Source organism: Pseudomonas sp. GW823-FHT02F05, assembly GCF_058797315.1.
The window spans coordinates 175,718-187,997 of record NZ_JBXAJM010000002.1; the positions used below are offsets into that span (position 1 = coordinate 175,718).

General features: G+C 56.6%; 13 protein-coding genes. 9 read left to right on the forward strand and 4 right to left on the reverse strand.

Translation table 11 applies throughout. The features are described 5' to 3' along the window. The first annotated feature begins 27 nt into the window (after window positions 1–27). Window positions 28–1,275, forward strand: a complete 1,248-nt coding sequence (locus AC1RAC_RS03390) for an MFS transporter (RefSeq protein ID WP_169987268.1) — start codon at window positions 28–30, stop codon at window positions 1,273–1,275. Here AC1RAC_RS03390 and AC1RAC_RS03395 read toward each other — a convergent pair. Beyond that, window positions 1,188–2,099 (reverse strand): LysR family transcriptional regulator, encoded by a 912-nt coding sequence (locus AC1RAC_RS03395; protein ID WP_099548730.1) that lies wholly within the window; start codon window positions 2,097–2,099, stop codon window positions 1,188–1,190. The genes AC1RAC_RS03390 and AC1RAC_RS03395 overlap by 88 nt on opposite strands. A gap of 145 nt (window positions 2,100–2,244) precedes the next feature. On the opposite strand from AC1RAC_RS03395, the gene AC1RAC_RS03400 reads away from it, so the two are divergent. The 7 genes from AC1RAC_RS03400 to AC1RAC_RS03430 all read left to right on the forward strand — a co-directional run bounded on the left by AC1RAC_RS03400 (window position 2,245) and on the right by AC1RAC_RS03430 (window position 8,106). After that, window positions 2,245–3,642 (forward strand): amidohydrolase family protein, encoded by a 1,398-nt coding sequence (locus tag AC1RAC_RS03400; RefSeq protein ID WP_492616230.1) that lies wholly within the window; start codon window positions 2,245–2,247, stop codon window positions 3,640–3,642. Window positions 3,643–3,653: 11 nt separating this feature from the next. After that, on the forward strand, window positions 3,654–4,127 hold the full coding sequence (locus AC1RAC_RS03405; protein ID WP_099548728.1) for a DMT family transporter: 474 nt from the start codon (window positions 3,654–3,656) through the stop codon (window positions 4,125–4,127). 39 nt (window positions 4,128–4,166) lie between these two features. Beyond that, window positions 4,167–5,027 carry an SMP-30/gluconolactonase/LRE family protein gene (locus AC1RAC_RS03410; protein ID WP_099548727.1) on the forward strand — a complete coding sequence of 287 codons (861 nt, stop codon included), beginning with the start codon at window positions 4,167–4,169 and terminating at the stop codon, window positions 5,025–5,027. 214 nt (window positions 5,028–5,241) lie between these two features. Then, entirely contained in the window at window positions 5,242–5,457 is a 216-nt protein-coding gene (locus AC1RAC_RS03415) for a death domain-containing protein (RefSeq protein ID WP_046036385.1), read from the forward strand. 201 nt (window positions 5,458–5,658) lie between these two features. After that, window positions 5,659–5,949, forward strand: coding sequence for a type II toxin-antitoxin system ParD family antitoxin (locus tag AC1RAC_RS03420; protein WP_046036276.1), 291 nt, complete (start codon window positions 5,659–5,661; stop codon window positions 5,947–5,949). A 2-nt stretch (window positions 5,950–5,951) separates the two neighbouring features. Next, entirely contained in the window at window positions 5,952–6,308 is a 357-nt protein-coding gene (locus AC1RAC_RS03425; RefSeq protein ID WP_046036275.1) for a type II toxin-antitoxin system RelE/ParE family toxin, read from the forward strand. A 685-nt stretch (window positions 6,309–6,993) separates the two neighbouring features. Then, window positions 6,994–8,106 carry a fimbrial protein gene (locus AC1RAC_RS03430; protein ID WP_492616231.1) on the forward strand — a complete coding sequence of 371 codons (1,113 nt, stop codon included), beginning with the start codon at window positions 6,994–6,996 and terminating at the stop codon, window positions 8,104–8,106. A gap of 61 nt (window positions 8,107–8,167) precedes the next feature. Here AC1RAC_RS03430 and AC1RAC_RS03435 read toward each other — a convergent pair whose 3' ends face one another. Together AC1RAC_RS03435 and AC1RAC_RS03440 are read right to left on the reverse strand one after the other, a co-directional pair. Then, window positions 8,168–9,268, reverse strand: coding sequence for a polyamine ABC transporter substrate-binding protein (locus AC1RAC_RS03435; protein WP_492616232.1), 1,101 nt, complete (start codon window positions 9,266–9,268; stop codon window positions 8,168–8,170). A gap of 39 nt (window positions 9,269–9,307) precedes the next feature. Continuing rightward, entirely contained in the window at window positions 9,308–10,123 is an 816-nt protein-coding gene (locus tag AC1RAC_RS03440) for a carbon-nitrogen hydrolase family protein (protein WP_492616233.1), read from the reverse strand. A 124-nt stretch (window positions 10,124–10,247) separates the two neighbouring features. On the opposite strand from AC1RAC_RS03440, the gene AC1RAC_RS03445 reads away from it, so the two are divergent. Then, the gene (locus AC1RAC_RS03445; protein ID WP_492616234.1) at window positions 10,248–11,030 is read left to right on the forward strand and encodes a helix-turn-helix transcriptional regulator; all 783 of its coding nucleotides are present in this window, start codon (window positions 10,248–10,250) and stop codon (window positions 11,028–11,030) included. 4 nt (window positions 11,031–11,034) lie between these two features. Here the strand turns inward: AC1RAC_RS03445 and AC1RAC_RS03450 are convergent, their stop codons facing one another. Then, on the reverse strand, window positions 11,035–12,138 hold the full coding sequence (locus AC1RAC_RS03450; RefSeq protein WP_492616235.1) for a DmpA family aminopeptidase: 1,104 nt from the start codon (window positions 12,136–12,138) through the stop codon (window positions 11,035–11,037). Window positions 12,139–12,280 lie beyond the last annotated feature (142 nt).

A 12,280-nucleotide genomic window follows, 5' to 3' on the forward strand; every position in this document is an offset into this window, starting at 1 on the left:
CTTCTTTTAAGAGGACAGATAAAGAATATGTCAGATACAAAAAACAAGTGGCATGCCATCGCGCTCGTCGCAGGCATTCTGCTTATCGCCGTGAACCTGCGCGTTCCCTTTACCAGCATCGCGCCCGTTTTGCCGCTGATCCAGAATGATTTTGGCTTGAGCGCCTCAGCTCTAGGCCTGCTTACTTCACTGCCATTACTTGCCTTTGCAGCCTTCTCCCCGCTCAGCGCATCGGTCGCCCGCAGGTTCGGCATCGAGCGCACGCTTTTCGGTGCACTGTTGGTCATTTCAGCGGGCATCCTGCTCCGCTCCGCAGGCAGTGCCTGGGCGTTGTACGCCGGTGCGGTATTGATAGGCACCGGGATCGCCCTGGGCAACGTGCTGCTGCCCGGCCTGATCAAACGCGACTTTTCAACAAAAATGGCGTCCATGACCGGCGCTTACTCCATCACAATGGGCGCAGCAGGCGCTGTCGGTTCAGCTGTGATAATTCCGCTGACCCAATCATGGGAATGGCCGATTGCCCTGAGTTTGTTGGTCGCAGCCCCTCTGTTGGCGATGGTGGTGTGGCTTCCGCAGTTGAAAAAACACGAACACGTAAATCTGTCCGGTCCGAAACAAGCGCCAACCGTGGCCGTCTGGCGTTCGCCGCTGGCATGGCAGGTCACGCTGTTCATGGGGCTGAACGCGATGCCTTTTTATGTCGCCGTCGGCTGGCTGCCGACCATTCTGATGGACCATGGCATATCCCCGGAGCAAGCAGGCACGGTACACGGCACGCTTCAACTGACCACGGCCATTCCCGGCTTGATTCTGGCGGCCACGCTTCGTCGTCTCAAAGACCAGAAACTGGCAGCCGCTACCGTCAGCCTGTTAACCGCCTCATCCCTGATCGGGCTCATTTACGCGCCAGACTACGCCATGTTGTGGGCCGCGGTCCTGGGCTTCGGCTCTGGTGCCAGCATGATGCTCGGCCTGACCTTCATCGGCTTGCGCACAAAAAATGCCGGTGACACGGCGGCACTTTCAGGAATGGCGCAGTGCGTCGGCTACCTGATGGCAGCCGCAGGCCCCTTGCTGCTGGGCCAACTGCACGACTGGACCGGTGGCTGGACAGCACCGCTGCTGATCACAGCCGCAATCTCCGTAGCCGGCGCATTCACCGGCATGCTGGCCGGGCGCAACGTTCAACTTGAATCTGCTGAATCATCGTCGCGAACAAGCCCAGCAATCCAGTCAGCGAATGCGCTCACAGTTGGCGATAAAAAGCGCTGATGCGGGTATAGCAGGTGCACAGGAACCGATGCGGGCTGCCAGTCAGCAAGCACTTCGACCAGTCGCCCTTCTCGCAGATGCTCGCTGACCACATTCTCAGCGAGCTGCACCAGCCCGAAGCCTTCAAGGCACATTTTGATGTAAAGCCCAGTCTCGTTGACGGCCGCTGTGCCGTTCACCGGGACTGAGATTTTTTCGGTACCACGGGCAAAACGCATTTCACCTGCTTGCCTTGCGCGGCCCGAGAAGTAATGGATGGCCCGGTGGTGAGACAAATCTTGCGGATTTTGCGGAGTGCCGTTCTCTTCGAGATAGGCGGCAGACGCACAGGTTACCCAGCGAAACCGACCGAGTGGGCGCGCAACGAGCGTTGAGTCATCGAGCTCGCCTGTACGAATAACGCAATCGACACCCTCTTGAACCAGATCAACCTGCCGATCGTTGACGCCTATCATCAGGTAGATATCTGGGTAGCGCCTGTAGAAGTCTTGCAGGTTTGGCATGACGATGAAGTGTGCAATGCCACCCGGCATATCGACACGCAAACGCCCCTGTGGCCGTTTTACGGAATCCGTCAGGCTGGTCTCTGTGTGTTCGATCAGCTCCAATATTTCCCGGCATTGCGCCAAATATTGTGCGCCCTCAGAGGTCAGGCTGACACGCCGCGTTGTTCTGTTCAGCAGGCGTACCTGCAAGTACTTCTCAAGACTTTTAACGCTGCTGGTAACTGTCGAGGCCGGCAGTGAGAGCGTCTGCGCCGCCTGGATAAAGCTTCCTGCTTCAGCCACACGTACGAAAACCTGCATCGCTTGAATACGGTCCATGACTGTTAGCAGCCTCAAAGCAGTGATCGGGGGAAGTCGTTATTATTCGTAAATATTGAATAATAAAAACAGTTTAACCATCTTTTTCCCGCGGTACCGCATTGCGTACATTGCTTCCAACGAAATTTGAAGAGGTGTACAGAAAATGGCTGAATATAACCGCAGCATTGTGCAGGCCCCGGCCGCTCCGGCCGCCCGCACCCTTATCCGCGGCGCCACTGTGCTGAGCATGGATGGCGATATTGGCAATCTGGCGCGCGGCGATATCCTTATCGAAGGCAGCACCATCACGGCCATAGGTGAAAACATCGAGGCTGGCGACGCCGTTGTTATCGAGGCATCCGGTATGATTGCCATGCCTGGCATGGTCGATACGCATCGTCACTCATGGGAGGGCCAACTGCGTCGAATCAATCCGAATGCCGAAACCCTGGAAGACTACTGCAACGCCACGCACTTCTCGTTCGCCAAATACTATCGCCCGGCTGACATGTATATCGGCAACCTGCTGACTGCATTGGGCTGCATCGATGCGGGCATCACGACCGTGGTCGATAACTCGCACAACAGCCGTACCGGCGCGCACTCCGATGCTGCGGTAGAGGCGCTGCTTGATGCTGGTATCCGATCTGTACACGCCTCCGGTGCGCCAGTTTCCGGTGAGTGGGACAAAGCCCACTGGCCCGGCAACCTGGAGCGTCTCCAGGAAAAATACGTCAATAACGGTGACAACCCGCTGCTCTCGCTGGCGGTGATGGCACAGCTTGAACCTGAGCTGTGGGCTGAGGCCAGGCGTCTGGGGCTGCCGATCATCACCGAATTTTTTGGCGGGGACATGGCAGCTGAGTTGGAGGGTTTGCATCGCGAGGGCCTGCTGCGTCCCGATAACATCTTCAACCACTGCACCTCGCTACCGGACGCCGGCTGGAAAATCCTTAGCGAGGCTGGCGTGCGGGTCAACGTATGCCCGCGTTCAGATGCCCACTACGGCATTGAAGATGGAATGTTCGCCATGCAGTCGGCCCAGCGCCACGGCATCAGCCCGGGGCTGAGTGTCGATAACGAAACCTCCTACAGCGGTGACATGTTCATGGAGATGAGGGTGGCTTTCTACCTGCAGCGCGTCATGGGCATGCATCAGCAGCGCTGCTGCGGCGCAGAACATCATCCGGTGACCCTGCCTGCTCATGGCCTGCTCAAAGCCGCCACTCTCGACGGCGCTGCCTGCGCCGGATTGCAGGAGAAAGTCGGCAGCCTGGCCCCCGGCAAACAGGCCGACTTTCTCCTTATAAACACGCAGGACATCAACCTTTACCCGTCAGGCAACGCATTCGGCACCGTGGTACACGCGGCCGAACGCAGCAATGTCGACACAGTCATGATTGGCGGGTGCATCGTCAAACGCGGCGGCAAGGTGCTGGGCGTGGACAGCGCAAGGCTGCGTGCAGCAATCGACGAGTCCCGTGAGCATCTGTTTGCTGCCGCAGGCTACCAGCCCGATATTTTTGCCGAGACATTCATGCCGCTTGAGTCAGCCAAGTAAGGGGGCGCGAGATGAACGCAGCTTACTACCTGCTGGCCATCGCCGCGGGGCTTGGCATTACCCTGCAGACCACGCTGAATGGTCAACTCGCTAAAGGTGTGGGTGGAGATTCCGTAGCGGCGGCGCTGTTCTCATTTACTGCAGGTGCGGTATGCCTGGGCTTCTTTTCATTGATGCGCGGCGGGATAGTGGCCTCACTGGCGGCTATACCTGCCCAGCCCTGGTGGAGCCTGTTGGGCGGTCTGCTGGGTGCCGGTGCCTTGCTTAGTTATGTGGTGCTTGCGCCAAAAATCGGTCTGTCAGCCCTGCTGGGCCTCGCTATCGCAGGTCAGATTATCTCTTCACTGGTTATCGATCATTTCGGATTGATGGGGGCATCGGAAAGGCCGGTGTCTCTCGTCAAGTTGGCCGGGGCGATGGTGATGCTCGCAGGCCTGGCAATCGCCTTGTTCGGTGATAGGTGGTCAGCGCTTTTCTCCAACTGACTGCCTTGTTTGCCCCATCCTGTTTCGTAGGACGCAACCATGTTTAAAACCCTAACCGGCACCACAAGTCTTCTTGGCGAGTGCCCTATCTGGTGTGAAAGAACCGAACGCCTGTTCTGGACCGACATCTCCGGTTGCGAGTTGCGTGCTCTGGACCCCGAAAACGGCGAAGTGCAGCGTTGGTCCCTGCCAGAGCCGCTAGGGTCATTTGCCCTCACGGCAGACGAAGACATATTGCTGATGGGACTGGCATCCTGCCTGGGCTACTACAACCTGAGCACTGGTCGTTTCAGCAAAATCACAGCCACCCCTGGCGTGGCAGGAACCCGGATCAATGATGGCCGCTGCGACCGTATGGGCAACTTTGTGTTTAGCACTATGGATGCCGGTGAGCCGGTGCAAACTATAGGGCGATTTCACCGGTTCAATGCCGCGACGCTCAAGACTGAAACGCTGGACCTTCCCGAAGTGGCGATCCCGAACAGCATCTGTTTTAGCCCGGACGGTTCCACCATGTACTACGCGGACTCCCTGCAAGAATGCATTTTCTGCTGCGATTACCCGTCGCTAGAAAACCAGCGTGTATTCACTACAGTCAACGGTCAGGGTGCTCCAGACGGTTCTTGTATTGATGCGCAGGGCTTTCTCTGGAATGCGGAATGGGGCGGTAGCAGAGTCGTGCGTTACGCGACTGACGGCAAAGTTGACAGCGTGATCGACTCCCCGTGTATTCAGACAACTTGCCCGGTGTTAGCGGGACCTGGTTATAAAACGCTTTACTGCACCAGCGCACGGATAGGGCTGGATAAGCCGGCAGATTTCGATAGCACGCTGATAAAAGCCGAAGCCGTTTTAGCTGCCGGATCCCCTGAAGAGCGATTTACAGGACGACTGCACTGAATAGTAGGTTCTAGCCTGTCGCGCCGTTCTGAATGCCAACTTGGTAGACGCGTATGAATGACCGGTTCTGGCCGTCTGCTGCCTGTCGCAACGGCAGTTTTTGGCGAATGCTGACCCTCACTCTAAACCGTTTCATTCACTTAACTCACGGGTGGCTCGGGACATCCGCCTCCCCCGCTGCTACGCTTTCGGCTCCTTCATTGGAGTCGAAACAATACCCACTGAATATTCACTGCCTGATGTCCTTGAGCGTCTGTACCAAAACCAGTTCGCCTTAGAGGCGGCGGTGATGGAGTTGACGTTGTGGATTGAGCGCAAGGGTACGACGGACACAGGCGACAATATCCGCGGCGCGCTACAAACGATTGGAGAGAACGCCGGACACATCAAACAAGGCTTGGCAAAACTGAAGGCCCGAGGCCCACACTAATTAAGCTGTCCACGACGTCCCGCATGCGACAGCCTTGCTTGGACTTTGTGCGCATACAGTCCGGGCCATCTGTTCGGCGCAAAGGATGACCCCACACTTTACAGTTCGTCAGATACAAATCCCAAACTCCCTGAGTTTATGTAAAATGGCATAATATGCCAACGATCGAAACAATATGTTTGCCCAGAGTTGGAGCTAATGATGGCGACGCGAAACGTTGTGCTCACCCCTCACCAAGAACAGGTTATCCAAGACCTGGTCCAGTCCGGCCGTTATCAAAATGCCAGCGAAGTGATGCGAGAAGGTTTGCGTTTACTGGAGCAGCGCGTCGCCGAAGACACTGCCAAAATTGAGGCGCTGCGTCTGGCGACCTCGATCGGCATCATGGATCTTGAACACGGGCGCTTTACTCAATTGAACGAAGGGCATCTGGAGCTTTACCTAGAGGGCTTGAGCCTGGAGGCCACCACTCTCGCGAGCGAGAAACACTGAGCATGCCGCAGTATCGGATTTCCAACGCGGCGCGCGCCGACATTGTCGACATCCTCAGGCTCTCCCAGACGCAGTTCGGCGATCAAGCACGGCAGCGCTACCAGGCGCTGATACTCACGGCGTTGCAAGCTCTTGCCAGCACTCCTTATTGCATTGGCAGCCACGACCGTGATGAGCTTGCACCGGGCCTTCGCAGCTATCACCTCACCTATTCACGCCAGCAGGTCAAACACCCCCATGGGAGGGTCAAAAGCCCACGCCATATCGTGTTCTATCGTGTGGCAAATGACGCCCTGATCGAGGTCGTCCGACTCCTTCATGACGCCATGGAAGTGCAGTTGCACTTGCCGAACGACTGATCACCGACCGGGCACAACAGTTTAACCGGCCATGAACAGCAAAGGTAGGCGCCCCCTCTACATCGCAACCTGAGCCCCTCCCCCGCTGCCAGCCGATTCGGCGGCCAATTGAAGCACGATGCTCTGGCCCCGACCGGAATATCGAGATCCACGACAAGAAACACGATGTTCAATTTTGCCCATCGCTTTCAATGCTGAACAACCGCTTCGTAGGCGTTTTCCGTGCCTAGGCGCCTCGCATTACGCTGCAACTGCCGATGGACATGCGGATCAACGTCCCTAGCATCCAGAGCCCTGGCAACATCACGCAGAGCACGAGCATCTCTGGAGTCAATTTCAGGATAGGTGCAGAGAGAAAGACCCAACAACACCATTTAAGGATATCGACTCATTACCCATATCCTCTTCCGGACGAGCAAGGGTTTGCCAGATACGGGTTGCTAATCCAGTATACGGAGGCGCACTGAATACCAGCCAAAGCCACCCAAGTCCGTGCCAGAAATCGCCATTCGCGATCGCTCGAACACTACGCGCAACTGGGGGGATAACTGGGGGCATAATTCGTTTTTTTCAGGCTGCGACTACCGTGCTAGAGCCCAGTCAAAATGTTTTTTGGCAAGCCTGACAATCTCTGAGATACCTGCCGATTGCACCTTAAAGACAGCCGAATAGTCCTACAGACGCCATGGATAGCTCCTACAGAAAACCTCCGCTCCAGCCCCGAAAATACAGCGAAATCAATCAGGCTAAGCGCATGCTTACTCAGTCACGCGAACTAATTTCAATGAAAATAAAATCTTTATGTTTTTTAATACTCGCATTTTTCGGCGGTAATCTGTGGGCAGGCACATGCACATTTACCGACGGTCAAATCCCGACCCCGGCGCTTTCATTGTCCGCACAGGATGCTGCACTACCGTTCTTGATCTCAAAAAACTGGCACGAGGTCAGCAGCATGCTGGCATCATGCAAGGGCTTTGAGAATGTCAATTTTTACTCACTGGCTAACAACGTCGTCTCCCTATCGAGCCAACGCATTATCGTCGACGGCGAGAGCTTCGCGATTTACAACTCAGGTATAAGAGGTGTGGGAATTATCATGTCCGCTGGAGACATCAATGATGTTTATAAACCATTTACAGCCACGGAAATTAAAATGTGGGGGTCCAGTACTTCAGTGGTCGCACCTGTCGCCGGCAGCAAATATCGAGTGCGTTTTGTTGCAACGGAAAAGCTGCCAGCAGGCTTCCTAAACATACCATCGGTTCAGGTTATGCGACACGGAATGTTCATCGGAACGGGTTATTTCGGTTGGGGTGCGATAACAACTAAAAGCACAACGATCAACGTGAAGTACCCCGCCTGCCAACTCAAACTGCCAGCCACCATAAAACTGCCCACTATAGAGACACGATATTTGGAGGAGCCAGGCGTAACCGCAGGAGATACTCCGTTTTTGATTAGTCTTGAATGCGCAACCACCGCGACAGACGTCAATGTGAGATACACGCTCACTGATAGCTCCTCTCCAACCAACACGACTTCGGCCTTAGGCCTTACGAAAGCGTCAAGTACAGCTGCTGGCTTAGCGATTCAAGTTCTGGAAGGTGGCTCGCCCATTAATTTTGGTTCTGACTCATCAGCGGCCGGCGCGATAAACCAGAGAGATTTTGGCAAACTGACCAATACAGTCGGTAGACTCAGCAAGCCTTTTACTGTGCGTTACCTCCGAACAAGCTCGCCTTTGATACCAGGTAAGGTGAATGCGGCGATGACTATTACACTGTCATATCAATAAGCAACGAATTTTAGGCACGGTGGACTCTGAAAGTATTCGGCATGCATAACGACCAGACACTTCAAGTTCCGCTTTTAACTTTACTCCAAATACGCGTACGTACCCGCTCCGACTTCAGTGGCAACGGCTCCAAAGGAAACAGCGTATCCAGCACCGCTTTCGAAGGATAGACACCGGGATTGTCCCTGACCTTTTCATCTACCAGGCTGCGGGCATCCTTGTTGGCGTTGGCGTAACTGAGATAGTTGGAGGACTGCGCAATCACTTCCGGGCGTAGCATGTAGTCGATGAATGCAAGCCCTTGCTGAGGGTTCGGCGCGTCGCTGAGTAGCACCAGGCTTTCGACCCAGACCGGCGCGCCTTCTTTGGGGATGCTGTACTGAATCTTCCGGCCATTGCCAGCGGCGTCGGCCGCTTTCTGGGCGTCCATTACCCCACCGGCCCATCCCACTACGGCGCAGATATTGCCGTTGGCCAGATCCGTAATAAACCGTGAAGAATCGAAGTAGCGAATGTGCGGGCGCAGCTTGAGCAGCAACGCCTGGGCTTTCACATAGTCATCGGGGTTTTGGCTGTTATAGGGCAAGCCCAGGTAATGCAAGGCGATGGGGATGATCTCGCCTGGTGCATCCAGCATGGCTACGCCGCATTCGCCTAATCTGGCGAGGCTCTCTTCCTTAAAAATCAGATCCCAGGAGTTCACCGGTGCTTCGGCGCCCAGAATTGCCCGGACTCTATCCACGTCGTAGCCAATGCCCGTGGTACCCCACAGGTAAGGCACGGCGTAACGATTGCCGGGGTCGTTGGTTTGCACCTTTGCCAGAATATCCGGGTCAAGGTGGGACAGGTTAGCCAGTTGCGCGCGGTCCAGCTCCTTGAGTACACCCGCCTTGATCAGGTTCGGCAACAGGTCGCCGGTAGCCACTACCACGTCATAACCGCTGCGCCCGGCCATGAGTTTGCTCTGCATGACCTCGCTGTTATCGAACACGTCATACGCGGCCTGGGTACCGGTCTGCGCCTGGAAATTCTTCAGTGTGTCCGGGGCAATAAAGTCGTACCAATTGTAGATATTAACCTTCGGTTCGGCGGCCTGAGTACACAGCACCACGCTGCTGAAAAGCACAGCCAAACTCCATTGCATGCATCGAATGACGATCATGAGAACTCCCGATTATTGTTATGAGGGGTTAAAGCGCGATCAGCGAATCAGCCATTCACGGCGGCCGTCGGCGTGTTCCACGGTCTCACCGGGGAGCGTCAGGCGGCGGTCATTGAGGTAGTGATAATCCACGCGGGCGGCTTGGACGTGCGTCAGGTCAAGGCTGATGCTCTGTCGTGTTTCGTCGCGCCCAGCCTCCAATAGCACACGGCCGAACGGGTCGATCACGGCGCTGCCGCCGGCAAACACCAGGCCGTCATCGCCCTGCCCCGCGCGATTGACCATGACCGTGAACACCTGGTTTTCCTGGGCCCGAGCCATGATCGCAGTGCGGTGCACCGGGCCGTAAGGGTCCATGTTGCCGTTGGTGACGATGATTAATTCGGCGCCCAATTGGGCGAGTGCGCGTGCTGTTTCCGGCAGTTCGATGTCGTAGCAAATCAGAATGCCGATACGCACACCTTTGAAAACAACAGTGCCGAAACGGTCGCCGGGCGTGATGTCGCCCCGCTCTGAAGACCACAGGTGGGTCTTGCGGTAAGCCAATGAAAGCCCTTCAGGCGTGATCAATACGGAAGTGTTGTAGAAGACACCCGCGGCGTTCTCGACCAGGCCGATGACCACCGAAACACCCCGTTCGCGGACTGCCTGATGCACAGCTTGCAGCGTCGGGCCTTCAAGGGTTTCTGCAACCTGTACCAACTGATCACCGGCGACGAAGCCCATTAAATGGGTTTCAGGAAACACCAACAGGTCGGTGTCCACGTCACAATGGGCGATGGCTTCCAAGGCGCGCCTGAGGTTATAGGCGGTATCGCCATTGCGACCGTCTAACTGCATGAGTTCAATCTTCATGGCTGATCCTTGCGTATAGTTGAGGCCGTGCTGACACCGTGTGTACGCAGGCCTGAAACGAGTATGGGCTGTACCCATGTGGCAAAAAATCACTTCGATGGGGTACCCCCGAATGGGTAGTGAGATGAATCTGACGTTGCAGGATGTGGCTTGGCATGACTCGGTCGGCCGGTTGATCGAGACCCTGGACCGCCCGCACTTCTGGCGCTCAATGGCGCGCCTGCTCGGCAGATATGTGCCGATGGACAACTGGGTGGTGCTGATTTTCGGTGCCGGCAGGCCCCAGGTTCTGGCTGAATCCCAAGATGAGGATGGCAGCAGCGATTCGCTGTTCCAGGACTACCTCAAGGGCCTCTACCTGCTCGACCCCTTTTACCTGGCCAATCGGGAATCGCCGAAAAGTGGACTGTTCCAGCTCGATGATGTTGCTCCCGAATGTTTTGAGCAGACCGATTATTACCAACGCTACTTTCGCCTGAACGTGGTAGCCGACGAGATCCATATAAACGTACAACTGGACCCTGATCAGACCCTGAGCCTTTCACTGGGTAGCCATTGCCGCTTCAGCCAAGAACAAATCGCCTTACTGCGGCTGATCCAGCCGTGGGTGGCCGGTTTGATGCGCCAGCGATGTGTGTTTGAACAGGAACTCAAGCGCACACCGGAGCCGGCGCCGGACTGGCAGGAGCGCCTGCAATCACCCGCGCTGCAAATCAGCGCCGCGTTGTCGACCCGCGAAGCAGAAGTCGCTCAGTTAATGCTCAGTGGCTGCTCGAATAAAGAGATCGCACGCAAGCTGGCGATCTCGGCCGAGACCGTGAAGGTGCATCGCCGGCACATGTACAACAAGCTGGGGATCAAGTCCCAATCTGAGCTATTCCTGTTGTTTCTTCAGGCTCAGGACTAGGCCCTCAAGACGCTGCTTTCCAACCGACTTTCGCCATCGCCGCCAACAGCTGGTCAGGCTTGAGCGCCAGGGCTTTTCTGCCGCGACCTTGCACGTCGTCGGCGGCCAACATCGCGTTGAGGATGGCCTCCTCGACAGCATCCGCTGCGGCCACGAACAAGGCCGATATGTAATCGTTGTTGACCATGTGCAGTGGCGTCGTCGCCGGGCCTGGATGCCCCAGATTGGCAACCGGCAGGCCGCTATTGCCTACCGAGAACGCGATAAAAATATCCCCACTGTCGTCTTCCGTACCGCCGCCAACCCGCGCCAAACCGATGCTCGCTCGCTGGGCCAGGCGCGTGCACTGGTGAGGCAGCAATGGCGCATCCGTAGCGATGGTGATCACGATGGAACCCATGCCAGGCACGCCGACGTTCAGCGGGCCGTCGTAAGGCGACGGAATGTCTTTCAACACACTGCCCACGGGGTAACCCGCAACGCGCAATGCGTCGCGTACACCATAGTTGGCCTGCACCAATGCACCGACCGTCCAACCGCCCGCCTCGCTGCTCAGTACCCGCGATGAGGTGCCAATGCCGCCTTTGAACTCATGGCAGATCATACCCGTGCCGCCGCCGACGCAACCTTCCTGTACCGGGCCGCTGCGGGCATCGGCCAGGGCGGCCAGAACATGTTCGGCGCTGACGTGTTGGTCCCAGATATCGCTGAGGATGCCGTCGTAGGTTTCCAGCACCACCGGCATGCACCAGTAGGTGTGCTGCTTGCCCATCTCACGCTCGGCAGCCACCAGCGCATCACGCACCACGCCGACGCTGTGAGTGTTGGTGTAGGCGATCGGCGTGGTCAGCAACCCCGCCTCGCGAATCCATTCCAGGCCGGTGGCGTCACCGTTGCCGTTCAGTACGTGGACGCCCGCAAAACACGGCGCCAAATGTGCCGCAACCGGACGCGGCTCGATAATGGTCACACCGGTATGCATCGAGCCATCAGCGCTTTCAGCATTGAGGGTGTGATGGCCGACGCGTACGCCAGGCACATCGGTGATGGCGTTGAATGCCCCAGGTGTGCCTGAACCGATTGCAATGCCAAGGTCTCGTAAGCGCATGTTTTAACTCTCAATAGTCGAGTGAAGAACGTGCTGGAAGTCTAGGTTGGGGGCTGGCCGTTGGCGATAACCCCCTGTTGTTACCCCTGGGGCGTTAGCCATCACCACGACGATGGCGAGTGACTCCTGGTGCCGAATACCG

Excerpts from the sequence above, each read along its gene's own strand:
- AC1RAC_RS03390 (WP_169987268.1), top strand. The coding sequence starts at position 28 with ATGTCAGATACAAAAAACAAGTGGCATGCCATCGCGCTCGTCGCAGGC.
- AC1RAC_RS03395 (WP_099548730.1), bottom strand. The coding sequence starts at position 2,099 with ATGGACCGTATTCAAGCGATGCAGGTTTTCGTACGTGTGGCTGAAGCA.
- AC1RAC_RS03400 (WP_492616230.1), top strand. The coding sequence starts at position 2,245 with ATGGCTGAATATAACCGCAGCATTGTGCAGGCCCCGGCCGCTCCGGCC.
- AC1RAC_RS03405 (WP_099548728.1), top strand. The coding sequence starts at position 3,654 with ATGAACGCAGCTTACTACCTGCTGGCCATCGCCGCGGGGCTTGGCATT.
- AC1RAC_RS03410 (WP_099548727.1), top strand. The coding sequence starts at position 4,167 with ATGTTTAAAACCCTAACCGGCACCACAAGTCTTCTTGGCGAGTGCCCT.
- AC1RAC_RS03420 (WP_046036276.1), top strand. The coding sequence starts at position 5,659 with ATGGCGACGCGAAACGTTGTGCTCACCCCTCACCAAGAACAGGTTATC.
- AC1RAC_RS03425 (WP_046036275.1), top strand. The coding sequence starts at position 5,952 with ATGCCGCAGTATCGGATTTCCAACGCGGCGCGCGCCGACATTGTCGAC.
- AC1RAC_RS03430 (WP_492616231.1), top strand. The coding sequence starts at position 6,994 with ATGGATAGCTCCTACAGAAAACCTCCGCTCCAGCCCCGAAAATACAGC.
- AC1RAC_RS03435 (WP_492616232.1), bottom strand. The coding sequence starts at position 9,268 with ATGATCGTCATTCGATGCATGCAATGGAGTTTGGCTGTGCTTTTCAGC.
- AC1RAC_RS03440 (WP_492616233.1), bottom strand. The coding sequence starts at position 10,123 with ATGAAGATTGAACTCATGCAGTTAGACGGTCGCAATGGCGATACCGCC.
- AC1RAC_RS03445 (WP_492616234.1), top strand. The coding sequence starts at position 10,248 with ATGAATCTGACGTTGCAGGATGTGGCTTGGCATGACTCGGTCGGCCGG.
- AC1RAC_RS03450 (WP_492616235.1), bottom strand. The coding sequence starts at position 12,138 with ATGCGCTTACGAGACCTTGGCATTGCAATCGGTTCAGGCACACCTGGG.